The organism is Phenylobacterium hankyongense, from assembly GCF_003254505.1.
Classification (GTDB): Bacteria; Pseudomonadota; Alphaproteobacteria; order Caulobacterales; family Caulobacteraceae; genus Phenylobacterium; species Phenylobacterium hankyongense.
In genome coordinates this window covers 1225675-1248423 of sequence record NZ_QFYP01000001.1, presented here as the reverse complement: position 1 = coordinate 1248423, position 22749 = coordinate 1225675, and the positions used below count along the sequence as shown (strand labels likewise).

Sequence of the window (22749 nt, the reverse complement as noted above, 5' to 3'; positions counted from 1 at the left end):
CGGGACGGCGGCGAGCCTTAGATAGGAAGCACGAGGTCAAAGGGAAGCCCTCAACTCATTAGGTTTTTCTGTGCCGCCGTCCAGCGGGGGCGGGGTCCGGCTCGTCCGGCGCCTGGTCGAGGCGTTTGGTCTTCAGCTGCTGCGGATCGCCGTCGGCCGACAGCAGGACGGCGATCCATCGGGTGCCGTCGAACTGGGCCAGGATGACCATCATCATCACCGTGAGCGGGGTCGAAAGGAAGGCCCCCGCGAGGCCCCAGATCGCGCCCCAGAAGGCCAGCGCCAGCAGCACCACCACCGGATCGATGTTCAGGCTGCGGCCCTGCATGCGCGGATAGATGATGTTGCCGACCACGCCGGTGATCACGTTCAGCACCGCGAACAGCACGATCGCCTGCCCGTAGCTGTCGAACTGCACGAGCGCGAACAGCGGCGGGGCGGCGACGGCGACCACGCCGCCGACCACCGGGATGTAGGAGGCGATGAAGATCAGGAAGGCCCAGAAGGCGGCGTCGTTGAGGCCCACGGCGACCATGGCCAGCCAGGAGGCCACGGCGATCATCGCGCCGGTCACGGTCTGCACCCAGAGGTACTGCTCCACCCCGTCGCGGATGCGCAGGAAGGCGGCGAGCGCTTCCTGCCGCTCCTCCCGCGTCGCGAACAGGCCGACGATCTTGCGCTCGAAGCCGTGCCGCGAGGCGATGATGAAGGCGGCGTAGACCAGGACGAAGGCGGCGGTGGAGGCGAAGTTCTGCAGCCCCCTGGCCACCTGGCCCAGGTATTTGGTCGGGTCGAGCTGGTGGAAAAGCTGGCTGATGTTCGGCGGCGCCTCCACCCCCACCAGGGCGGCGATGCGGGCGATCAGGCCGTTGAGCTTGGGGGTGTAGGTGACCAGCTGCGTGGCGAAGCTGGTGGCGTTCTCGGCGACGAAGAAGGCGCTGCCGCCGAAGATCGCCAGCGACAGGACGATGGCCAGCGGCAGGGCGGCGCGGCGGGAGATCCCCGGCAGCCGGTGCTGCAGCACCCGGGCGAAGCCGTCGATCATCACCGCCAGGAACATGGCCAGCGCCAGCGGCGTCAGGATGCCCGACATCCAGTAGAGGGTCGCGCCGGACGCGATCACCGCCAGGATCACCAGGGCGTTACGCGACACGGACGACTCGGCGACGGGCATGAAGGGCTTTCGCGAACGCAGGCTCGACTGTCCCCGGCGGAAGGTCCGCCGTCAATTCGGGCGACCTCTACTGGGGTTCGCGCGCCATGGGGAGGGATTTTGCCCCGCCGGAGGCATTTTCGTGCACGATCCCGTCGGCCAGGCGTTGCACCGGTTGAACGACCGCCGGCGTGGCGGCGAGAGCCTTGCGGATGGAGCCCCGCCCATGCCCGACGACGGCGTCCTGATCGGCTATGCCGACCACCAGCCCCAGCAACTGCGGCTCGACCGCGCCAACCGCCACGGCCTGGTGGCGGGCGCCACCGGGACCGGCAAGACCGTCACCCTGCAGGTGCTGGCGCAGGGGCTCTCCGACGCCGGCGTGCCGGTGTTCGCCGCCGACGTGAAGGGCGACCTCTCCGGCATCGCCGCGGCGGGCCAGCCCAGCGAGAAGATGACGGCGCGGGCCCAGGGCATGGGGCTGACGCTCCGCCCCGCCGCCGCGCCGGTGGTGTTCTGGGACCTGTTCGGCCAGGCCGGCCATCCGATCCGCGCCACGGTCTCGGAGATGGGGCCGCTGCTGATCGCCCGCATGCTGGAGCTGAACGACGTGCAGGAGGGCGTGCTCAACGTGGTGTTCCGCGCCGCCGACGAGGAAGGCCTGCTGCTGCTGGACCTCAAGGACCTGCAGGCGGCGCTGACCTACGCCAGCGACAACGCCCAGGCGCTGGGCGCGAAGTACGGCAACGTCTCGGCCGCGACGGTGGCGACCATCCAGCGCAAGCTGCTGGTGCTGGAGACGCAAGGGGGCGCCAACCTGTTCGGCGAGCCGGCGCTGGCGCTCGCCGACCTGATGCGCACCGACGGAGCCGGCCGCGGCTACGTCAGCGTGCTGGCCGCCGACAAGCTGATCGCCAGCCCCCGGCTCTACGCCACCTTCCTGTTGTGGCTGATGAGCGAGCTGTTCGAGGAGCTGCCGGAGGTCGGCGACCCGGAAAAGCCGCGGCTCGCCTTCTTCTTCGACGAGGCCCACCTGCTGTTCCGCGACGCGCCCAAGCCGCTGCTGGAGAAGGTCGAGCAGGTGGTGCGGCTGATCCGCTCCAAGGGCGTCGGCGTCTACTTCGTCACCCAGAACCCGGCCGACATCCCCGAGACCGTGCTGGGCCAGCTCGGCAACCGCGTCGAGCACGCGCTGCGCGCCTACACGCCGGTGGAGCAGCGCGGCCTGCGCGCGGCGTCCGACAGCTTCCGGCCCAACCCGGCGTTCGACACCGCCGAGGCGATCCAGAACCTCGGGGTCGGCGAGGCCCTGGTCTCGGTGCTCGACGAGAAGGGCGCGCCGACGATGGTGCAGAAGACCATGGTGCGGCCGCCGGACTCGCGGATCGGCCCGATGACGCCGGCCGAGCGCGCCGCGGTGATGGCCCAGAGCCCGGTGCGCGGGCTCTATGACCAGCCGCAGGACCGCGAGTCGGCGTTCGAGATGCTGAAGGCCCGCGCCGCCCAGAAGGCCGCCGCCGCGGCGCCCGCCCCGGAGCCGAAGGCCGCCCCGGCGCCCCGGCCGTCGAACCGCCAGTCGATGGCCGAGGCGTTCGGCAAGTCCATGCTCCGCACCCTCGGCAGCCAGGTCGGCCGCGAACTGATCCGCGGCGTCCTGGGCGGCCTCACCGCCAGCGGCGGGCGGCGGCGGTACTAGCGCCCTTCTCCCCCTGTGGGAGAAGGTGACCCGCGCGAGCGGGTCGGATGAGGGGTCGCGCCGGTCTATCAGCCGCGGTGGCGCGACAGCGCCGATTTGACCCATAAGGACAGCGCCTGCGGCGCGCAGCGGACAGGGGAACGTGACCCCTCATCCGACCCGCTGGCGCGGTCCCTTCGCCTTACCGCGGCGGCATGCGGATGGCGCCGTCGAGGCGGACGTGTTCGCCGTTGAAGTAGCCGTTGCGGATCATCTCCAGCGCCAGGGAGGCGTATTCCGGCGCATTGCCGAGCCGCTTGGGGAAGGGGACGGAGGCGGCCAGCGCCTGCTTCACGTTCTCCGGCGCGGCGTTCATCAGCGGCGTGTTGAAGATCCCCGGCAGGATGGTGTTCACCCGGATGCCGTCGCCCATCAGGTCACGGGCGATCGGCAGGGTCATGCCGACCACGCCGCCCTTGGAGGCGGAGTAGGCCGCCTGGCCCATCTGGCCGTCGACGGCAGCCACCGAGGCGGTGTTGACGATCGCGCCGCGCTCGCCGTCGGCCATCGGCTCCAGGTCCAGCATGCCCTTCGCCGACTTGGCGATGCAGCGGAAGGTGCCGACGAGGTTGATCTGGATGATGAAGTTGAAGGCCTCGAGCGGGAAGTGCTTGGCCTCGCCGGTCTGCTTGTCGCGGCTGGCGGTCTTCATCGCGTTGCCGGTGCCGGCGCAGTTGACCAGGATCCGCTCCTGGCCGTGAGCGGCGCGGGCCTTGGCGAAGCCGGCGTCGACCTCCTCCTCGGAGGTGACGTTGACCTTGCAGAACACGCCGCCGACCTCCTTGGCGACCTGTTCGCCCTTCTCGGCGTTCATGTCGAAGATCGCGACCTTGACGCCGTGTTCGGCGAGCGCGCGGACGGTGGCCTCGCCGAGCCCGGAGGCGCCGCCGGTGACGACCGCCGCGACAGATGAATTGAGTTCCATGGACGCCAGGCTCCCGTTGCCGTTAGATGTGCCGAGGCAGGCTTAGCCCGATGAGCGCCACCGAAAAAGCGTCACCCCACGTCAACGCGGACTTCGACCCGCACGGGCCGCTCGACCCGGGCCGCGCGCTGATCCCCTCGGTGGTGCGGCTGAACGAGCAGCGGGTGGCCCGCGGCTTCTGGCCGAAGATCCGCAAGGTGGCGGCCAAGATCCCCTTCGCCTCCGACGCCCTGGCGGTCTGGTACTGCGCGCGCGACGACGAGACGCCGACCTCGGCCAAGGGGATGATGCTGGCGGCGCTGGCCTATTTCGTGGTGCCCACCGACGCCATTCCCGACTTCATCGCCGGCCTCGGCTACACCGATGACGCCGCGGTGTTCGCGGCCATGCTGGCGCTGGTCGGCCGCCACCTGAAGCCCCGCCACCGCGAGGCCGCGCGCGCGGCGATCGAGCGGATCCGGGCCGAGCACTGAGGGGCTAGAGCGCCTCGCCCTTCAGCAGCCGGGGCAGGTCGCCGACTGCGCCGCCGGCTTCCTGCATGAAGAACCGCCGCGCCGGGCCTATGCGGTTCACCGCCGCCATTCCCGCGCCCCGGGCCAGGCGAAGCAGCGGGTGGTCGTTGGAGAACAGCCGCACGAAGGCGTCCATGCCCGCCGACAGCGTCACCGTGTCGAACCGCCGCCAGGCCGCATAGCGCTCCAGCACCGCCTCGGAGCCGAAGTCCTCGCCCAGGCGGCAAGCCTCGACGATGGTCTGCGCCAGCGCCGCGGCCCCCTTGAGGCCGAGGTTCAGGCCCTGGCCGGCGATCGGGTGCACCCCGTGGGCGGCGTCGCCCAGCAGGGCCACGCGCGGGGCGACCAGGCGCTCGGCCAGTTGCAGGCTCAAGGGGTAGGTGAAGACCTGGCCCTCGACCGTCGCCTCGCCCAGGAAATCGCCGAACCGGCGCTGGAGGTGGGCGTGGAACACCTCGGGCCGGGCGGTCTTCAGCGCCTCGCCGCGCCGCGTGCTCTCGGTCCACACCAGGCTGGCGCGGTCGTCGGTGAGGGGCAGGATGGCGAACGGCCCGCCCGGCAGGAAGAACTCGTGCGCCACGCCGCCGTGGCCCCTGGCGAGCTTCACTGTCGCGACGACGCCGGTCTGGCCGTAGTCCCAGCCCAGCGCGCCGATCGCCGCCTCGCGGCGGATCACCGAGCCGCGGCCCTCGGCCCCCACCACCAGTGGCGCGCGCAGTGTGCGGCCGTCGGCCAGGGTGACGGCCGCCGCACGGGGACCGAACTCGGCGCTGGCCACGCGGGCCGGGGCCAGCACCTCGATGCCGGCCGCCCCGATGGCCTGGGCCAGGCCGGCGCGGATATGGCGGTTCTCCAGCATGTAGCCGAGCGGCTCGCCCTCGGAGCGGTCGGCGATCTCCTCGGCGTCGAAGCGCAGGAAGAACGGCGGCGGCGCGTCGGCCGCGGCGCCGGGCGCGCGGCCGTCGGTGACCAGGATCTGGGCGATCCGTTGCACGTGCGGCTCCAGCGCCGGGGCCACGTCCAGCGCCCGCCACTGGCGGAAGGCGGCGTAGGCGATGGCCGAGGCGCGGCCGTCGAAGGTCGGCGCGGTCTGGGCGCTGAACACCACCGGGTCGATGAGGACCGGCTTCAGGCCGGACTTGGCCAGCGCCAGGGCCAGGGTGGCTCCGGCGATGCCGGCCCCGGCGATGATCACATCGGCGTCGAAGGTCTCGCTCATCGGCGCGATACGCCCACGATCTTGCGGCTGCGTCCAGACGGCTTTGGCGCCGGCACGGGGGCGCTAGCCCTCTGCGCCGTCGTCCTCGGTGAAGCCCATGATGTGGAAGCCGGCGTCGACGTGGATCAGCTCGCCGGTGGTGGACTTGCCGAGGTCGGAGAGCAGCCACAGCGCGCAGCCGGCGACGCCCTCCATGGAGGTGTCCGCCTTCATGGCCGAGAGCGAGCGCCCCTTGGCCAGCATGCCGCGGCCGCCGGAGATGCCGGCCAGCGACAGGGTGCGCATGGCCCCCGGCGAGACGGCGTTCACCCGGATGCCCTTCGGCCCCAGGTCGCGGGCCGCGTAGCGGGTCGCCGCCTCCAGCGCCGCCTTGGCGACGCCCATGGTGTTGTAGTTCGGGATCGCCCGCTCCGAGCCCATGTAGGTGAGCGTGATGATCGAGCCGCCGGCCTCCGGCATCATCTCCGCCGCGCGCCGCGCGCAGTCGACGAAGCTGAACGCCGAGATGTTCAGGGCCCGCAGGAAGCCCTCGCGGGTGGTGTTCTCAACGAACGAGCCCTTCAGCTCGTCCTTGTTGGCGAAGGCGATGGCGTGGACAAAGAAGTCGATCTGGCCGAACGCCTGCTTCACGGTCGCGAACGCGGCGTCCATGGAGGCGTCGTCGGTGACGTCCACCGGCGCCAGCACCTTGACCCCGATGCTGTCGGCCAGCGGCTGCACGCGCCGCTCCATCCCAGGCAGGTGCAGCAGCGCGATCTCCGCGCCCTGGGCGGCCAGCTGGCTGGCGATGCCCCAGGCGATGGACTGGTGGTTCGCCACGCCGGTGACGATCCCCCGCTTGCCCTTCATCAGCTCGCCCTTGGGCATCTGATAGTCGTCGGCCACGCGCGTCTCCCTCGCGTTGTCGTTGCAGTGCGCGGGTTGTCGCCGGGTCGGGCCGGTTAGGCAAGTGCGGCTACGGCGCCTTCAAATCCCCGCCCAGCCGGGCGATGGTGGGCGGACCCGCAAATGATCGACATTCCCCTCCCCGCCCGCCGCAAGCCGGCCCGCCTGCTCGCCGCGCTCCGGCAGCGCCTGCGGACCAGCGAGCTGTGGCTGATCGCCCTGTCGGTGGCGGTGGGCGCCGCGGCGGGCCTGCTGGCGGTGTTCCAGAGCCGCATCGCGCACGGCCTGCAGTCGCTGCTCTACGGCATCGGGCCCAACGACCACCTGAGCGCCAGCGCCCACATCCGGCCGCTGGACGCCCTGTGGCTGCCGGTGGGCGGGCTGGGGCTGGGGCTGTTCACCTGGCTGGTCCGCCGCCGCCGGACCGCGCCGCTGGTCGACGTGGTCGAGGCCAACGCCCTCTACGGCGGGGTGATGAGCCCGATCGACAGCGCGGTGGTCTGCGCCCAGACGGTGCTCTCCAACGGTCTCGGCGCCTCGGTGGGCCTGGAGGCGGCCTACGCCCAGGCCGGCGGCGCGGCGGCGTCGTGGACCGGCGGGCGGCTGAAGCTGCGCCGCCACGACATGCGCATCCTGGTGGGCGCCGGCGCGGGCGCAGCGATCGGGGCGGCGTTCGGCGCGCCGCTCACCGGCGCCTTCTACGCCTTCGAGATCGTCATCGGCTCCTACACGCCCTCGGCCATCGCCCCGGTGGCCGCCGCCTGCCTGGCCAGCGTGCTGGCGGCCCGCGGCGTCGGCGGCGTCCCCTACTCCATCGAGATCAAGGCCCAGAGCTCCCCCGACGCCATCGGCTACCTGCTCTATGCGGGGCTCGGCCTGATCTGCGCCCTGGTCGGCGTGGCGATCATGCGGCTGGTGCCGGCGGTGGAGCGGGCGGTGCGGGCCTCCAAGCTGCCCCTGGTGCTGCGCCCGGCGGTGGGCGGCCTGTTGCTGGCCGGCCTCGCCCTTTTGTCGCCGCAGACCCTGTCGGCCGGCCACGGCGCCCTGCACCTGGACCTGGCGGTGGGCGTGCCGCTGGTGATCCTGGCGGCGGTGTTCCTGTTGAAAACCACCGCCTCGGTGGTGTCGCTGGGGTTCGGCTTCCGCGGCGGGCTGTTCTTCGCCTCGCTGTTCCTCGGCACCCTGCTGGGCCAGCTCTACGCCGGGGCCACCGACTTCATCGACGTCGGCTCGCGGCTGTCGGCGGAGAACGCCGCCCTGGTCGGCATGGGCGCCCTGGCGGTGGCGATCGTCGGCGGGCCGCTGACCATGTCCTTCCTGGTGCTGGAGACCACCCGCGACTTCGGGGTCACCGCCGCCACCCTGGCCGCCGCCCTGATCGCCAGCGCCGTGGTGCGCGAGCGGTTCGGCTATTCGTTCTCCACCTGGCGGCTGCACCTGCGCGGCGAGACCATCCGCAGCGCCCGTGACATCGGCTGGATGCGCACCCTCACCGCCGGGCGGATGATGCGCCGCGACCCGCAGACCCTGCCGGTGAATGCCACGGTCGCCGAGTTCCGCCGGCGGTTTCCCCTGGGCTCAGGGTCGCGGGTGATCCTGCTGGACGACACCGAGCGCTATGCCGGCCTGGTGCTGACCGCCAGCGCCTATGCCGAGGGGGTGACGCCGGAGAGCGCGGTGGAGGCCCTGGCGATCAGCCGCGAGGTCGCCCTGACGCCGGAGATGAACATCGAGGCGGTGATGCGCGCCTTCGAAGCCAGCGAGACCGAGGAGCTGGCGGTGGTCGACGAGGAGCGCCGGGTGCTGGGGCTGCTGGCCGAGGCCTATGTCACCCGCCGCTACGCCAGCGAACTGGAGCGCCAGCACCTGGACCTCTACGGCGAGGTGCGCGCCTAGAGGCGGCTCATCACCAGGCAGCCGTTGGTGCCGCCGAAGCCGAAGGAGTTGGACATCACCGTCTCCAGCTCGCGGTCGGCCCGCTGACGCAGGATCGGCAGGTCGGCGAAGGCCGGGTCGAGGGTCTCGATGTGCGCGCTCTCGGCCGCGAAGCCGTTGTTGAGCATCAGGAGGCAGTAGATCGCCTCCTGCGCGCCCGCCGCGCCCAGGCTGTGGCCGGTCAGCGACTTGGTCGACGAGATCAGCGGCGGCTTGTCGCCGAACACCGCGCGGACCGCCTCCATCTCCTTGAGGTCGCCCACCGGCGTCGAGGTGCCGTGCGGGTTGAGGTAGTCGACCGCCCGGCCGCTGTCGCCGAGCGCCAGCTTCATGCAGCGCGTCGCCCCCTCGCCGGAGGGCGCCACCATGTCGTAGCCGTCGGAGTTGGCGGCATAGCCGACGATCTCGCCGTAGATCTTCGCGCCGCGGGCCTTGGCGTGCTCGAGCTCTTCCAGCACCACCATGCCGGCGCCGCCGGCGATCACGAAGCCGTCGCGGTCCTTGTCGTAGGCGCGGCTGGCCACCGCGGGCCGGTCGTTGAAGTTGGAGCTCATGGCGCCCATGGCGTCGAACAGCACGCTGAGCGTCCAGTCGAGCTCTTCCACGCCGCCGGCGAAGACCACGTCCTGCTTGCCCATCAGGATCTGCTCGTAGCCGGTGCCGATGCAGTGGGCGGAGGTGGCGCAGGCCGAGGAGATGGAGAAGTTCAGGCCGCGGATCTTGAACCAGGTGGCGAGCGTCGCCGAGGGGCCGGAGCTCATGGCCTTGGGGACCGCGAAGGGCCCGACGCGCTTGGGACCGCGGGTGCGGGCGGTCTCGACCGCCTCGACGATGGTGCGGGTGGAGGGGCCGCCGGAGCCGACCACCAGGCCGGTGCGCTCGTGCGACACCTCGGTGGGCTCCAGCCCGGAGTCGGCGATCGCCTGCTCCATGGCGATGTGGCCGAAGGCGGTGCCCTGCGCCAGGAAGCGCGCGGCGCGGCGGTCGACCATGGATTCCCAGTCGATCTGCGGCGGCGCATGGACCTGGGAGCGGAAGCCGAGCTCCGCATATTCCGGCGCCGCCACGACGCCCGACCTGGCCTCGCGCAGGGACGCGAGGACCTCGTTGGCGTTATTGCCGATGGGCGAGACGACGCCCATCCCGGTGACGACGACGCGGCGCATGCTTCCTTCCTGACTCTGCAGCCTCAGGGCCGCTGGTAGAGGCCGACGCGGAGGTCTTCCGCCCAATAGATGGGAACCCCGTCGGCTTCCAAAACCCCGTCGCCGATGCCCATCACCAGGCGGCGGTTGATGACCCGCTTCATCTCGACCTTGTAGGTGACCTTCTTGATGCTGGGGGTCACCTCGCCGCCGAACTTGACCTCGTTGCAGCCCAGCGCGCGGCCGCGGCCCTTGCCGCCGATCCACCCCAGGTAGAAGCCGACCAGTTGCCAGAGCGCGTCGAGGCCCAGGCTGCCGGGCATAACCGGGTCGCCGATGAAGTGGCAGCCGAAGAACCAGAGGTCGGGATTGATGTCGAATTCCGCCTCGATGTAGCCCTTGCCGTGGGCGCCGCCCTCGTCGGTGATCTTGGTGATGCGGTCGAACAGCAGCATCGGCGGGGCCGGCAGCTGGGCGTTGCCGGGCCCGTACATCTCGCCCCGTGCGCAGGCCATGAGCTCATCGAAGCTGTAATGGTCCTGGGCCTTCGCCGGTGTCATTTGTGGTTTCCGTCCCCAATTGAGCGTCAGGCCCTACCATGACCCGGAGGCGGCGCTCAACGGCCATGTCCGCTCGGCCAGGCGCTCAGCGACACTGCGGCGCTTCCGCCGAGCCCCAGAGTTCGCCCTCCTGCGCCCAACCTGATTCGCCGTCGGCCCGCACCCGGCACCAACCCTTTTCGCAGCGGACCAACGCGGCCAGGGCGCGGGGGTTCAAATAGGCGCCGACCGCGGCCGTGGGCTTGGGACGCCGGCGGAGCGCCACCGGGCGGGGCGACATGTTGAGCACCATGCGCCGGCCGTCGGTGGTCCGCTTGTGGACCCAGGCCAGCCCGCCATCGGGATCGCAGATCCGCCGCCACTCCGAGGTCTCCGCCACCACCTGCACGGGCAGGCTGCGCACCCGATAGACCCACAGCAGGCGGTGGTCGTCGCCCGGCCCGGCGCGGGCGTTCACCTTGTCGAACTTCAGCGAGACATAGCGCGGCACCGGCAGGCCGGACGGCGTCGGGCGCTCGCTCGCGGCCATCGCCGGACCGGCGCAGGCGAGCAGCCAGGCGAGCGCCGCGCATTTCAGCATCACGTCCGGCAGCCCCCGCATTCGTGTCGCCTCGCCTTGGCCGCTCATGGACCCTTTGCTAGAGGTCTGTGTAATGAATCCGCGCCGACGCAGCGGCGCTCCCCAGGAAACGTCCCTTTTCAGTTCGCCCATGGCCGCCCGCAAGCCGAAAGTCATCGTCACGCGCAAACTTCCGGATCCGGTGGAAACCCGGATGCGGGAGCTGTTCGACACCGAACTGAACCTGACGGACGCCCCGATGACCCGGCAACAGCTGGCCGACGCGGTGGCCCGCGCCGACGTGCTCGCCCCCACCATCACCGACAAGATCGACGCCGCGGTGCTGGAAAAGGCCGGCGAGCGCCTGAAGCTGATCGCCAACTTCGGGGCCGGCGTGGACCACATCGACGTCGACGCCGCCAATGCGCGGGGCATCACCGTCACCAATACGCCCGGGGTGCTCACCGAGGACACCGCCGACCTGACCCTGGCGCTGATCATGGCGGTGGCCCGGCGGATCGTGGAGGGCGCGGACGTGGCGCGGGCCGGCGGCTTCACCGGCTGGGCGCCCACCTGGATGATGGGCCGGCGAATCACCGGCAAGCGGCTGGGGATCATCGGCATGGGCCGGATCGGCCAGGCGGTGGCCCGCCGCGCCAAGGCCTTCGGCCTGCAGATCCACTACCATAACCGCAAGCCGGTCAGCCCGCGGATCGCCGAGGAGCTGGAGGCCACCTACTGGGAGAGCCTCGACCAGATGCTGGCCCGGATGGACATCATCTCGGTGCACAGCCCGCACACCCCGGCCACCTACCACCTGCTCTCGGCGCGCCGGCTGAAGCTGCTGCAGCCGCACGCCATCGTCATCAACACCGCCCGCGGCGAGATCATCGACGAGAACGCGCTCGCCGACATGCTGGCCGCCGGCGCCCTGGCCGGCGTCGGGCTGGACGTGTTCGAGTTCGAGCCGGTGATCAATCCCAAGCTGGTCAAGCTGCCCAACGCCGTCCTGCTGCCCCACCTGGGCTCGGCGACCATCGAGGCCCGCATCGACATGGGCGAGAAGGTGATCATCAACATCAAGACCTGGATGGACGGCCACAAGCCGCCTGACCGGGTGATCCCTTCGATGCTCTAAGCGTAGATGCTCCCCCGCTGGGGGAGCTGTCAGCGAAGCTGACTGAGGGGGGCCTCCGAGGTCGGCGCTGACCCCCTCCACCGCTTCGCGGTCCCCCTCCCCCGGCGGGGGAGGAACTAGGGGCGCCCTTCCCCGCAGACCGGGCACTCGGGGTCGGCGCCCACCCGCACGGTCCGGGTCTCGCCGGCCAGGCCGTCGTAGATCAGCAGCCGGCCGGTCAGCGGCTCGCCCGCCCCGACGATCAGCTTCACCGCTTCCAGCGCCATCATCGAGCCCACCACCCCGGCCAGGGCGCCGACCACGCCGACGGCGACGCAGGTCTCGGCGTCGGGCGGGATCTCCGGCACCAGGCAGCGGTAGCAGGGCCGGCCGGCGAACACTCCGATCTGGCCGGTCCAGCGGCCGATGGCGCCGGAGACCAGGGGCTTGCCGTGCCGCACGCAGGCGGCGTTGACCTCGAAGCGGGTGGCGAAGTCGTCGGTGCCGTCGAGCACCAGGTCGACGCCGGAGACCAGCTCGTCGGCCGTGCCGGCATCGAACCAGCCCTCGTAGCCGGCCACGAAGATGTGCGGGTTCAGCGCCGCCAGCCGGTCGGCGGCGGCGTCGGCCTTGGGCTGGCCGAGGTCGGCCTCGGTGTAGATCACCTGCCGCTGCAGGTTGGAGCGGTCGACGGTGTCGGGATCGGCCAGCATCACCGTGCCGACCCCCGCCGCCGCCAGGTAGAGCGCCGCCGGCGCGCCCAGGCCGCCGGCCCCGACCAGCAGGACGCTGGCCTGCTTGAGCTTCTGCTGGCCCGGCCCCCCCACCTCGCGCAGCACCAGGTGGCGGGCGTAGCGCTCGACCTCTTCGTCCGTAAAGCTCATCCGCCTTGACCTCGCGCGCCATGCTGGCCACATCGCGGCCATGGCAAACGCCGCTCCGTTCCCAGACTGGCATGGGACCACCATCTTAGCCGTTCGCAAGGGCGGCTCCACCGTCATCGCCGGCGACGGCCAGGTGTCGATGGGCCAAACCGTCGTCAAGGGCAACGCCCGCAAGGTCCGCCGGCTGGCCGGCGGCCGGGTGGTGGCGGGCTTCGCCGGGGCCACCGCCGACGCCTTCACCCTGATCGAGCGGCTGGAAGCCAAGCTCGAGCAGTATCCCGAACAGCTGGCGCGGGCCTGCGTGGACCTCGCCAAGGACTGGCGCACCGACCGCTACCTGCGGCGGCTGGAGGCCATGCTGATCGTCGCCGACAAGACCGCCATCTTCACCGTCACCGGGGTCGGCGACGTGCTGGAGCCGGACGGCGGCGTCGCCGCCATCGGCTCCGGCGGCAACTATGCGCTGGCCGCCGCCAAGGCGCTGATCGAGACCGACCTCGCCGCCGAGGCCATCGCCCGCAAGGCCATGAAGATCGCCGCCGAGATCTGCGTCTACACCAACGATGAGCTGACGGTTGAGACGCTCTGACCTGGCGCTGGCCGGCCTAGTCGTGGCGGGCCTCTTCGCCGCAGTCGCGGCCGCCCCGGCGCGGGCGGCGGTCGACCCGGCTCCGGTGGTCGCCGCCGAGCGGGCCTTCGCCGCGGACGGCCTGGCGCTGGGGATCCGCGACAGCTTCCTGAAGCACTCCGCGCCGGAGGCCATCGTCCTGCAGCCGGAGCCGATGCTGGCCAAGGCGGCGTTCGCGGCGGCGCAGCCCAAGGGCCCGCCGCTGGTCTGGTGGCCGCTGTGGGCCGGGATCGCCCGCTCCGGCGACCTGGGCTTCACCACCGGCCCCTATTCGTACGACGGCAAGCTGACCGCCTACTATTTCACCGTCTGGGCCAGGCAGCCGGACGGCGGCTGGAAATGGCTGTTCGACGGCGGTCCGCCCAGCGATCCCACCGGAGCCGCGCCGCAGGGGTCGCCGGTGGCCTACGCCCGCCTTTCCGCCCGCAAGGCCGGCTCGCCGGCCAAGGCGATGGCCGAGGTCTCCCGCGCCGAAGCCGCCCTGGCCGCCGCGGCGAAGACCGACGCCAAGGCCGCCTACCTGGCGGTGGCGGCGGACGACGGCCGCATCGTCGGCTCCAAGGCCCCGCCGCCCGGCGATCGGGCGGCGCTGGAGGCGGAGCTGGCCACCCGGCCCGCCGCCATCGCCTTCTCGCCGCTTGGCGGCAGCGCCTCGTCGGCCGGCGACCTCGCCTGGACCTACGGCTCGGCCCGGTGGACCCGCGACGGCCAGGATCGCCGCGGCCACTATGTGCGGGTCTGGCGCAACGACGTCGGCGGCTGGCGGCTGTTGTTCGACGAACTGCTGCCCACGCCCGTGAAGTCGTAGATCGGCCTTCTCCTCCCTATCTAAGCCAGCCCCCACCTAAGCCAGCCCATGACCGAATTTTCCCCCCGCGAGATCGTTTCCGAGCTCGACCGCTTCATCGTCGGCCACCAGGAGGCCAAGCGCGCCGTGGCCGTGGCGCTGCGCAACCGCTGGCGCCGCCGCCGCGTGCCGGAGGACCTGCGCGACGAGGTGACGCCGAAGAACATCCTGATGATCGGGCCCACCGGGGTCGGCAAGACCGAGATCGCCCGGCGGCTGGCGCGGCTGGCCCAGGCGCCCTTCCTGAAGGTCGAGGCCACCAAGTTCACCGAGGTCGGCTACGTCGGCCGCGACGTCGACCAGATCGTCCGCGACCTGGTGGAGGGCGCCATCGCCATGGTGCGCGACAAGCGCCGGGCCGGCGTCCGCGCCCGCGCCGAGGCCGCCGCCGAGGAGCGCATCCTCGACGCCATGACCGGCCCCGGCTCCGTCGCCGCCCGCGATTCCTTCCGCAAGAAGCTGCGGGCCGGCGAACTGGACGACAAGGAGCTCGAGCTGACCCTGGCCGACACCGGCCCGGCCTTCCCGACCATGGACATCCCCGGCCAGCCCGGCGCGTCGATGGGGGTGCTCAACCTCGGCGACATGTTCGGCAAGGCGTTCGGCGGCCGCACCAAGGCCCACAAGACCACCGTCGCCGCGGCCTGGACCCCGCTGATCGCCGAGGAGAGCGACAAGCTGGTGGACCAGGACGCGCTCACCCAGGAGGCCGTGGAACTGGCCGAACAGCAGGGCATCGTGTTCATCGACGAGATCGACAAGGTCGCCAGCCGCCAGGACCGGGTCGGCGCCGACGTCTCGCGCGAGGGCGTGCAGCGCGACCTGCTGCCGCTGATCGAGGGGACCACGGTCTCCACCAAGTACGGGCCGGTGAAGACCGACCACATCCTGTTCATCGCCTCGGGCGCCTTCCACGTGGCCAAGCCCTCCGACCTGCTGCCCGAGCTGCAGGGCCGGCTGCCGATCCGCGTCGAGCTGAAGGCCCTGACCCGCGACGACCTGCGCCGCATCCTCACCGAGCCGGAAGCCAACCTGATCCGCCAGCACCAGGCGCTGCTGGCCACCGAGGGCGTCACCCTGGTGTTCACCGAGGACGCCATCGACGCCCTGGCCGACGCGGCGGTGACCGTCAACGGCGCGGTGGAGAACATCGGCGCGCGCCGGCTGCAGACCATCCTGGAGAAGGTGCTGGAGGAGGTCAGCTTCTCGGCCGCCGACCGCCATGGCGAGACGCTGACGGTGGATGCGACCTACGTCCGCGACCGGGTCGAGGCGCTGTCGCACAACGCCGACCTCAGCCGCTTCATTCTCTGAGCCTGGTTCCTCCCGCGCTGGGGGAGGTGGCGCGAAGCGGTGGTAGGGGGTCAGCGCGACCTCGGAGGACCCCCTCAGTCGGCTGCGCCGACAGCTCCCCCGGAGGGGAGCAACTCTCCAACTGGCGCCTCAAATCCTTTCGCTGCGGGCCTCGCGGATCGCGTCCTGCAGGGCCCGGGCGAAGACCGCCCGTTCGCCGGGGCTCAGCGCCGCGGCCACCGAGACCTCGCGGCCGGACAAGGACAGCTTCAGCTCCACGGTGCGTTCCTCGTCGGTCTCCACCGCCACCTTGGTGAAGGCGGTGGGGGATTCCCAGACCAGCCGGCTCCACCGCGGCGTCTCGTGGGTGACGCGGATGTCGCGCGAGGTGACCTGCACCCGCTCGATCCGCTTGGCGGCCTGGAAGCTGACCATGAAGGCCACGAACACCGCCAACAGGTCGACGCCGAGGAAGATCGGCACGAAGGTCGCGCCCATGGCGATGAACACCGCCGCCGAGGCGCAGTTGGCCAGGGTGACGATGGCGATCAGCACGATGAACCCCCGCTCCGACAGCGAGCGGTGGGGCGTGATCACGGCGTCCATGTACAGCGGCCGGGCCATGCCGGCGACGATAGAGCCGGAAAGCGCCTTGGCGAAGGGGGAGGCTCACGCCATTTTCCCCAGCCCATGGCCAAGCCCGTCACACCCGCCGCCAAAAAGCCCCTGCCGCCGGCCGAGCAGGCCCGCATCGCCGAGCTGTTCGCCCGCTTCGAGGCGGCCGAGAGCGATCCGCGCACCGAGCTGGACTATGACAGCCCCTTCACCCTGGTGGTCGCCGTGGCGCTGTCGGCGCAGGCCACCGACGTCTCGGTGAACAAGGCGACGGCGAAGCTGTTCGCGGTCGCCGACACGCCGCAGAAGATGCTGGCGCTGGGCGAGGCGGGGCTGAAGCCGTTCATCTCCTCGATCGGCCTCTACAACACCAAGGCCAAGAACGTCATCGCGCTCAGCCGCATCCTGCTGGAGCAGTACGGCGGCGAGGTCCCGCTGACCCGCGCGGCGCTGCAGGCCTTGCCCGGCGTCGGCCGCAAGACCGCCTCGGTGGTGCTGAACGAGCTGCGGATCGAGCCGGCCATCGCCGTCGACACCCACGTCTTCCGGGTCGCCCACCGCCTGGGGCTCGCCACCGGCAAGACCCCGGACCAGGTGGAGGCCGAGCTGATGGCCATCGTGCCGCCGCCCTACCTGACCCGCGCCCACCACTGGCTGATCCTGCACGGCCGCTACATCTGCGTGGCGCGGCGGCCCAAGTGCGAGGACTGCCCGGTCGCCGACCTCTGCCCCTCGCGCCACCTGTTCGTCCGCGACTAGCCGCGGCGACGGTTTGCCTGTAAGTCGCGCCCGTCTTCCGCCCGAAAGCTGAGCAATGCCAGACCTCTACGACGTCGCCGCCATCGGCAACGCCATCGTCGACGTGATCGCCCCGGCGGACGACGCCTTCCTGGCGGCCCAGGGCCTGACCAAGGGCGCGATGATGCTGGTCGACCCGGCCCAGAGCGCGGCCCTCTACAGCAAGATGTCGGCCGCGGTGGAAGCCTCCGGCGGGTCGGCGGCCAACACCATCGCCGGCCTCGCCAGCCTCGGCGGCCGCGGGGCCTTCATGGGCAAGGTGGCGGACGACCAGCTGGGCCAGGTGTTCGCCCACGACATGCGCGCCATCGGCGCCCACTTCGACAACGCGCCGCTGACCGGCGGCCCGGCGACCGCGGTCTCGATGATCAACGTCACCCCCGACGGCCAGCGCACCATGTGCACCTTCCTGGGCGCCTCGGTGGAGTTCACCGACCACGACGTCGACGCCGCGGTGATCGAGGCCTCGAAGATCGTCTACCTGGAAGGCTACCTGTTCGACGCCGAGGCCGCCCGCCGCGCCTTCGCCAAGGCCGCCGCCCTGGCCCACGGCGCCGGCCGGATGATCGCCCTGACGCTGTCCGACAGCTTCGTGGTGGAGCGCCACCGCGCCGGCCTGATGGGCTTCATCGAGAACCAGGTGGACCTCCTGTTCGCCAACGAGAGCGAGCTCACCGCCCTCTTCCAGACCGACGACTTCGACGTGGCGGCGTCGGCCCTGCGCGAGCGGGTGAAGCTGGCGGCGGTGACCCGCAGCGAGCAGGGCTCGGTGATCCTCAGCCAGGGCGAGCGGCTGACCGTCGCCGCCGAGCCGGTGGAAAAAGTCGTGGACACGACCGGCGCTGGCGACCAATACGCGGCCGGGTTCATGTTCGGCCTGTCCCAGGGCCGGCCGCTGCAGGAGTGCGGGCGGCTGGCGTCGATGGCGGCGGCGGAGGTGATCTCGCACTACGGCCCGCGGCCGCAGGTCCCGCTGAAGGACCTGGCCGCCGCCAGGGGATACTGAGAGATGAGCCGCACCGCGGAGGTCGTCCGCAACACCAAGGAAACCCAGATCCGGGTCCGCGTGGACCTGGACGGGACCGGCGTGTCGAAAGTCTCGACCGGCGTGGGCTTCTTCGACCACATGCTCGACAGCTTCGCGCGCCACGGCGGCATCGACCTGGAGGTCGAGACCAAGGGCGACCTGCACATCGACATGCACCACACGGTGGAGGACACCGGCATCGTGCTCGGCCAGGCGGTCAAGCAGGCGCTGGACGGCTTCAAGGGCGTGCGCCGGTTCGGCCACGCCTACATCCCGATGGACGAGACCCTGAGCCGTTGCGCCCTGGACCTCTCCAACCGGCCCTACCTGATCTGGAAGGTGGCGTTCAAGACGCCGAAGGTCGGGGACATGGACACCGAGCTGTTCAAGGAATTCCACCACGCCTTCGCCATGAACGCCGGCGCCTGCGTGCACCTGGAGACCCTCTACGGGGACAACTCCCACCACATCGCCGAGAGCGGCTTCAAGGCCCTGGCGCGCGCCCTGCGCCACGCCGTCGAGCTCGACCCCAAGACCCAGGGTCATGCCCCGTCCACCAAGGGCGTGCTGTAAGGATTTCCCTCTGATGCAGCGTGTCGCCCTGATCGATTACGGGTCGGGCAACCTACGCTCGGCCGAGAAGGCCCTGGTGAAGGCCGCCGCCGGCCGCGCCGAGATCGTGGTCACCTGCGATCCCGACACCGTGGCCAACGCCGAGCGGCTGGTGCTGCCGGGCGTCGGCGCCTTCGCGGCCTGCATGTCGGCGCTGGAGGCGCGGCCGGGCCTGATCGAGGCCATGAGCGAGGCCGTGCACGGCAAGGGCGCCCCCTTTCTGGGCGTTTGCGTCGGCATGCAACTCCTGGCGTCGCGGGGGCTGGAGTTCGGCGAGACGCCGGGCTTGGACTGGATCGCCGGCGAGGTGCGCCGGCTGGAGCCGGCCGATCCCGCCGCCAAGGTGCCGCACATGGGCTGGAACGCGCTGACCGACGTCTCCGACCAGCCGATCGTCGCGCCCCTGAAGGCCGGCGAGCCGGTCTATTTCACCCATTCCTTCGCCTTCTTCCCGAAGGACGAGGAAAACGTCACGGCCTGGGTCGATCACGGCGGGCGCTTCCCCGCCGCGGTGGCCCGGGGCAATGTGGCGGGCGTCCAGTTCCACCCGGAGAAATCGCAAGCCTCCGGCCTTTCCCTTCTCTCGCGCTTCCTGGAGTGGCGACCGTGATCCTCTACCCGGCCATCGACCTCAAGGACGGCCAGTGCGTGCGCGTGGTGCATGGCGACCTGGACACCGCCACCGTCTTCAACGCCTCCCCGGCCGACCAGGCCCGCGCCTGGGCCGACGGCGGCTTCCACTGGATCCACGTGGTGGACCTGAACGGCGCGGTCTCCGGCCGGGCGGTCAACGAGGCCGCGGTCGAGGCCATCCTGCAGGCGGTGTCCGTCCCCGTGCAGCTCGGCGGCGGCATCCGCTCGCTGCAGGACGTGGAGCGCTGGATCGAGGCCGGGGTCTCCCGCGTCATCCTCGGCACCCTGGCGGTGCGCGAGCCGGAGATCGTGCGCGAGGCGGCCCGCGCCTGGCCCGAGCAGATCGCCGTCAGCGTCGACGTCCGCAAGGGCAAGGTCGCGGTGCAGGGCTGGACCGAGGACTCCGACCTCGACGCGATCACCGTCGCCAAGCGGTTCGAGGACGCCGGCGTCGGCGCCCTGATCGTCACCGACATCGACCGCGACGGCACGGTGATGGGCTTCAACGTCGACGCCTTCGGGGCCATCGCCGACGCGGTGACCATCCCGGTGATCGCCGCCGGCGGCCTCGCCACCATCGACGACATCGTGCGGCTGAAGGCGCGGCCGGGCGCCCGGATCGCCGGCGCGGTGCTGGGCCGGGCGCTCTACAACGGCGCGATCATCCCGGCCGAAGCCCTGAAGGTCGCGGCCTGATGCGGGCGCCCCGATGCTGAAGGTGCGCGTCATCCCCTGCCTCGACGTCAAGGACGGCCGGGTGGTGAAGGGCGTGCAGTTCGTCTCCCTGCGCGACGCCGGCGATCCGGTGGAGCAGGCCCGCGCCTATGACGCCGCTGGCGCCGATGAGCTGATGTTTCTCGACATCACCGCCAGCCACGAGAACCGCGGGACCATCCTCGACGTCGTCGCCCGCACCGCCGACGTCTGCTTCATGCCGCTGTCGGTGGGCGGCGGCATCCGCCAGGTGGAGGACGCCCGGCGCCTGCTGCTGGCCGGGGCCGACAAGATCTCCATCAACACCGCCGCGGTGCAGAACCGCGACCTGATCTCCGGCTGCGCCGACGCCTTCGGCAGCCAGGCCACGGTGGTGGCGATCGACGCCAAGCGCGTGGGCGACCAGTGGCGGGTGTTCATTTACGGCGGGCGCGAGGACACCGGCCTCGACGTGGTCGGCTACGCCGCCGAGGCGGTGGCCAAGGGCGCAGGCGAGATCCTGCTGACCTCCATGGACCGCGACGGCGCCAAGATCGGCTACGACCTCGAACTCCTGAAGGCGGTGACCTCGGCGGTCTCCGTGCCGGTGATCGCCTCGGGCGGGGCCGGCAACGCCCAGCACATGGTCGACGCGGTGCGGCAGGGCGGCGCCGACGCGGTGCTCGCCGCCTCGATCTTCCACTTCGGCGAGGTCAGCGTCGGCGAGGTGAAGCAGGCCATGGCCGCCGCCGGCATCCCGGTGCGCCTGACCGAGGCCGCCGCATGAGCCGCTTCGCCGAGGTCCTGGGCCGGCTGGCCGCGACCATCGAGGCCCGCAAGGGCGCGGACGCCGCCTCGTCCTACACCGCCCAGCTGCTGGCCGATCCCGCCCGCGCCGCCAAGAAGCTCGGCGAGGAGGCGGTGGAGGCCGTCATCGCCGCCGCCCAGGGCGACCGCGAGGCGCTGGCCGCCGAAAGCGCCGACCTGATCTACCACTGGCTGGTGGCCCTTGCCGCCGCCGGCGTCAGCCTCGACGAGGTCGCCGCCAAGCTGGAGGCCCGCGAGGGAACATCCGGGTTGGCCGAGAAGGCCTCGCGGCCGAAGCCCTAGCGGCTCCCTATCCGCTATCCGCGGCGCGCCGCAGGCGCTGCCCTATTGGTCCACGAACCACACGAACCACACCAACGGGCTCCGCTGGCGGCTCGGCTTCAACTACAGGAAACGCGTTCGTGTGGTTCGTGTGGTTCGTGGACATTCAAACTGGCGCTGTCGCGCCACCGCAGCTGAAGGCCTCTAGCCCCGCGGCTTGCGCTTCAGGGCCACGTAGAGCGCGCCTTCGCCGCCGTGCTTGCGGTGGGCTTCGGAGATGCCGGCGACGATGGCGGACAGCTGCGGGGCGGCCAGCCACTCCGGCGCGCGGCGGCGCAGGATGCCGTCGCCCTGCACGCCCTTGCCGGTGATCACCAGCACCGCGCGGTAGCCCTCGTCCCAGGCGCGGCGCAGGAAGCCCTCGAGCACCGCCTTGGCGCGGTCCTGGTCGAGGCCGTGCAGGTCGAGCCGCGCGCCGATCGGATCGCGCTCGCGGGCGATGCGGTGCTTGCGGCGCGGCTCGATGTCCTCGACTGCCTCGCGGGCCCGCAGCTTCGGCGCCACGGGCCTCGGCGGGGCGATGCGGGCGGCGACCTCGTTGCGGGCCTCCTCGGTGGCGGGCTTCGGCGCGCTGCGGCCCGGCAGGGGATGCACGGTGGCCGCCACGACCCCCCAGACCTTCAGTTCCTCCGGCTTCAGCGGCCGCTTCATGGCTTAGGGACGAGGCGGTAGAGGCGAAGGGCGTGGCGCACCCGCCCGGCCTCCGCGCCCGCGGCCGGACCGAGGCCCAGGTAGAGGTCGGCGCGGACATCGCCCTTGATCGCCCCGCCGGTGTCCAGCGCCGCCACCAGCCGCCGGTAGGTCGGGAAGGCGCCGGCCAGGAGCGGCGCCTCGGCGTCCACCCAGAACACATCGCCCAGGGCGTGGTAGGCGGGATCGACGGCGATGGCGCGGCCGGCCGGCAGCGGGGTGTTGGCCGCGCCCACCGGCTGGCGGCCGTCGTCGGGGGCCAGGCTGAAGAAGGCGTAGCGCGGGTTGGCCCGCATGATCTCGTCGGCCTCGGGGCCGCGATGCGCCGCGAGCCAGGCGCGGATCGCCTCGCCGGAGGTGTTGTCGCGGGCCAGCAGGCCGCGATCGCGCATCAGGTTGGCGACGCCGACGAAGGGCCGGCCGTTGTTGGCGGCGTAGAGCGCCTTCATCCGCCGGCCGTCCTCGAAGGTCAGCACGCCGGAGCCCTGGATCTGCAGGAAGAACAGCTCCTCGGGCCGCATCCAGGCCAGCGCGCGGTCGGGCGTGGTCGCCTCGATGGCGGCGCGGTCGGGATAGGGCAGCAGCGGGCCGGAGCCGGGGTCGAAGGCCGCGCCCGGCCGCCCGGCCTGGCCGGGATCGAACAGGCCGGCGTCCACCACTTTCAGGTCGGCGGGCTTGGGGCGCACCGGGGCGCTGAACTCGGCGTCGGGCCGGCGGCGGGCCTCGTAGACCGGCGCGAAGTAGGCGGTGAGCACCCCGGCCGGCGGCGAGGGCTCGGCGCGGAAGCTGGCCTCGAAGAATTCGCGGGCGTGCGTGCGGTCCAGCGGGCCGATGGCCCGCGCGCTGCGGCAGATGGCGGCCAGCCTCAGGTCACGGGACACGCCGCAGGTCTGGCGGAAGGCGTCGAGCGCGGCGACGTGGTCCTCGCTCGCCCAGCCCGGCAGGTCGGCGAGCGGCAGGGTGCGCTCCGGCGGCGGAACCGGCGGGCGGGGTTCGGCGGGAAATGGCGAGGGCGGGCCGCCCCGGTGCGGGCCGGGGTGCGGCCCATGGCGGGGCTCAGGCGCGGCGGTGGCGCAGGCGGCGAGGATCAGGGCGGCGAGCGCCGCCCCGGCCGGACGCAGATTCACGGGTGTCT

General features: G+C 71.8%; 25 protein-coding genes. 14 read left to right on the top strand and 11 right to left on the bottom strand.

Annotation, left to right across the window (positions count from 1 at the left end):
* Window positions 1–58: 58 nt before the first annotated feature.
* Window positions 59–1174, bottom strand: a complete 1116-nt coding sequence (locus tag DJ021_RS06040; RefSeq protein WP_111456689.1) for an AI-2E family transporter — start codon at window positions 1172–1174, stop codon at window positions 59–61.
* A gap of 205 nt (window positions 1175–1379) precedes the next feature.
* Here DJ021_RS06040 and DJ021_RS06035 point away from each other — a divergent pair, with 205 nt between their 5' ends.
* The gene (locus DJ021_RS06035; protein WP_111456688.1) at window positions 1380–2849 is read left to right on the top strand and encodes a helicase HerA-like domain-containing protein; all 1470 of its coding nucleotides are present in this window, start codon (window positions 1380–1382) and stop codon (window positions 2847–2849) included.
* Between the two features lie 181 nt (window positions 2850–3030).
* Here DJ021_RS06035 and DJ021_RS06030 read toward each other — a convergent pair whose 3' ends face one another.
* Window positions 3031–3813, bottom strand: a complete 783-nt coding sequence (locus DJ021_RS06030) for an SDR family NAD(P)-dependent oxidoreductase (protein ID WP_111456687.1) — start codon at window positions 3811–3813, stop codon at window positions 3031–3033.
* A 50-nt stretch (window positions 3814–3863) separates the two neighbouring features.
* On the opposite strand from DJ021_RS06030, the gene DJ021_RS06025 reads away from it, so the two are divergent.
* Entirely contained in the window at window positions 3864–4286 is a 423-nt protein-coding gene (locus DJ021_RS06025; RefSeq protein ID WP_111456686.1) for a YkvA family protein, read from the top strand.
* Window positions 4287–4290: 4 nt separating this feature from the next.
* On the opposite strand, the gene DJ021_RS06020 is transcribed toward DJ021_RS06025, so the two are convergent.
* A complete protein-coding gene (locus DJ021_RS06020) occupies window positions 4291–5544 on the bottom strand; it encodes a UbiH/UbiF/VisC/COQ6 family ubiquinone biosynthesis hydroxylase (protein ID WP_111456685.1) in 1254 nt (417 codons plus the stop codon).
* A gap of 63 nt (window positions 5545–5607) precedes the next feature.
* Window positions 5608–6429 carry an enoyl-ACP reductase FabI gene (locus DJ021_RS06015; protein WP_111456684.1) on the bottom strand — a complete coding sequence of 274 codons (822 nt, stop codon included), beginning with the start codon at window positions 6427–6429 and terminating at the stop codon, window positions 5608–5610.
* Window positions 6430–6552: 123 nt separating this feature from the next.
* Here DJ021_RS06015 and DJ021_RS06010 point away from each other — a divergent pair, with 123 nt between their 5' ends.
* Window positions 6553–8325: a chloride channel protein gene (locus DJ021_RS06010; protein ID WP_111456683.1), complete on the top strand. Its 1773-nt coding sequence runs from the start codon at window positions 6553–6555 to the stop codon at window positions 8323–8325.
* Here the strand turns inward: DJ021_RS06010 and fabB are convergent.
* From fabB to DJ021_RS05995, 3 genes are all read right to left on the bottom strand, one after another.
* Window positions 8322–9530: a beta-ketoacyl-ACP synthase I gene (gene fabB, locus DJ021_RS06005; RefSeq protein ID WP_111456682.1), complete on the bottom strand. Its 1209-nt coding sequence runs from the start codon at window positions 9528–9530 to the stop codon at window positions 8322–8324. The genes DJ021_RS06010 and fabB overlap by 4 nt on opposite strands.
* Before the next feature lie 23 nt (window positions 9531–9553).
* Window positions 9554–10069 (bottom strand): 3-hydroxyacyl-[acyl-carrier-protein] dehydratase FabA, encoded by a 516-nt coding sequence (gene fabA, locus DJ021_RS06000; RefSeq protein WP_111456681.1) that lies wholly within the window; start codon window positions 10067–10069, stop codon window positions 9554–9556.
* A gap of 85 nt (window positions 10070–10154) precedes the next feature.
* Window positions 10155–10670: an SH3 domain-containing protein gene (locus DJ021_RS05995; RefSeq protein ID WP_111456680.1), complete on the bottom strand. Its 516-nt coding sequence runs from the start codon at window positions 10668–10670 to the stop codon at window positions 10155–10157.
* 109 nt (window positions 10671–10779) lie between these two features.
* On the opposite strand from DJ021_RS05995, the gene DJ021_RS05990 reads away from it, so the two are divergent.
* Window positions 10780–11766, top strand: a complete 987-nt coding sequence (locus tag DJ021_RS05990) for a 2-hydroxyacid dehydrogenase (RefSeq protein WP_111456679.1) — start codon at window positions 10780–10782, stop codon at window positions 11764–11766.
* Between the two features lie 116 nt (window positions 11767–11882).
* Here the strand turns inward: DJ021_RS05990 and DJ021_RS05985 are convergent, their stop codons facing one another.
* Window positions 11883–12629, bottom strand: coding sequence for a HesA/MoeB/ThiF family protein (locus DJ021_RS05985; protein ID WP_111456678.1), 747 nt, complete (start codon window positions 12627–12629; stop codon window positions 11883–11885).
* Window positions 12630–12669: 40 nt separating this feature from the next.
* Here DJ021_RS05985 and hslV point away from each other — a divergent pair, with 40 nt between their 5' ends.
* From hslV to hslU, 3 genes are read left to right on the top strand one after another with little or no spacing between them, the layout of a single operon-like run.
* On the top strand, window positions 12670–13218 hold the full coding sequence (gene hslV, locus DJ021_RS05980) for an ATP-dependent protease subunit HslV (protein ID WP_111456677.1): 549 nt from the start codon (window positions 12670–12672) through the stop codon (window positions 13216–13218).
* Window positions 13205–14065 carry a DUF4440 domain-containing protein gene (locus DJ021_RS05975; RefSeq protein ID WP_133254952.1) on the top strand — a complete coding sequence of 287 codons (861 nt, stop codon included), beginning with the start codon at window positions 13205–13207 and terminating at the stop codon, window positions 14063–14065. Before hslV ends, DJ021_RS05975 begins: the two co-directional genes overlap by 14 nt.
* Window positions 14066–14113: 48 nt before the next feature.
* Window positions 14114–15418, top strand: coding sequence for an ATP-dependent protease ATPase subunit HslU (hslU, locus tag DJ021_RS05970; RefSeq protein ID WP_111456675.1), 1305 nt, complete (start codon window positions 14114–14116; stop codon window positions 15416–15418).
* A 129-nt stretch (window positions 15419–15547) separates the two neighbouring features.
* On the opposite strand, the gene DJ021_RS05965 is transcribed toward hslU, so the two are convergent.
* A complete protein-coding gene (locus DJ021_RS05965; protein ID WP_111456674.1) occupies window positions 15548–16021 on the bottom strand; it encodes a DUF2244 domain-containing protein in 474 nt (157 codons plus the stop codon).
* Window positions 16022–16087: 66 nt separating this feature from the next.
* Between DJ021_RS05965 and nth the strand changes: the two genes are divergently transcribed.
* The 7 genes from nth to DJ021_RS05930 are packed head-to-tail and all read left to right on the top strand — an operon-like array spanning window position 16088 to window position 20885.
* Entirely contained in the window at window positions 16088–16771 is a 684-nt protein-coding gene (nth, locus tag DJ021_RS05960; RefSeq protein WP_111456673.1) for an endonuclease III, read from the top strand.
* A 55-nt stretch (window positions 16772–16826) separates the two neighbouring features.
* The gene (locus DJ021_RS05955) at window positions 16827–17816 is read left to right on the top strand and encodes an adenosine kinase (protein WP_111456672.1); all 990 of its coding nucleotides are present in this window, start codon (window positions 16827–16829) and stop codon (window positions 17814–17816) included.
* Between the two features lie 3 nt (window positions 17817–17819).
* Window positions 17820–18410, top strand: a complete 591-nt coding sequence (gene hisB / locus DJ021_RS05950; RefSeq protein ID WP_111456671.1) for an imidazoleglycerol-phosphate dehydratase HisB — start codon at window positions 17820–17822, stop codon at window positions 18408–18410.
* 13 nt (window positions 18411–18423) lie between these two features.
* On the top strand, window positions 18424–19059 hold the full coding sequence (gene hisH, locus DJ021_RS05945; protein ID WP_207801776.1) for an imidazole glycerol phosphate synthase subunit HisH: 636 nt from the start codon (window positions 18424–18426) through the stop codon (window positions 19057–19059).
* Entirely contained in the window at window positions 19056–19778 is a 723-nt protein-coding gene (gene hisA / locus DJ021_RS05940) for a 1-(5-phosphoribosyl)-5-[(5-phosphoribosylamino)methylideneamino]imidazole-4-carboxamide isomerase (protein WP_165837125.1), read from the top strand. The genes hisH and hisA overlap by 4 nt, the downstream gene beginning before the upstream one ends.
* Before the next feature lie 13 nt (window positions 19779–19791).
* The gene (gene hisF / locus DJ021_RS05935) at window positions 19792–20562 is read left to right on the top strand and encodes an imidazole glycerol phosphate synthase subunit HisF (RefSeq protein WP_111456669.1); all 771 of its coding nucleotides are present in this window, start codon (window positions 19792–19794) and stop codon (window positions 20560–20562) included.
* Entirely contained in the window at window positions 20559–20885 is a 327-nt protein-coding gene (locus DJ021_RS05930; RefSeq protein ID WP_111456668.1) for a phosphoribosyl-ATP diphosphatase, read from the top strand. The genes hisF and DJ021_RS05930 overlap by 4 nt, the downstream gene beginning before the upstream one ends.
* Window positions 20886–21068: 183 nt before the next feature.
* Here the strand turns inward: DJ021_RS05930 and DJ021_RS05925 are convergent, their stop codons facing one another.
* Both DJ021_RS05925 and DJ021_RS05920 read right to left on the bottom strand, forming a co-directional pair.
* A complete protein-coding gene (locus DJ021_RS05925; protein WP_111456667.1) occupies window positions 21069–21575 on the bottom strand; it encodes a Smr/MutS family protein in 507 nt (168 codons plus the stop codon).
* Window positions 21572–22741, bottom strand: coding sequence for an MltA domain-containing protein (locus tag DJ021_RS05920; protein WP_243625912.1), 1170 nt, complete (start codon window positions 22739–22741; stop codon window positions 21572–21574). The genes DJ021_RS05925 and DJ021_RS05920 overlap by 4 nt, the downstream gene beginning before the upstream one ends.
* Window positions 22742–22749 lie beyond the last annotated feature (8 nt).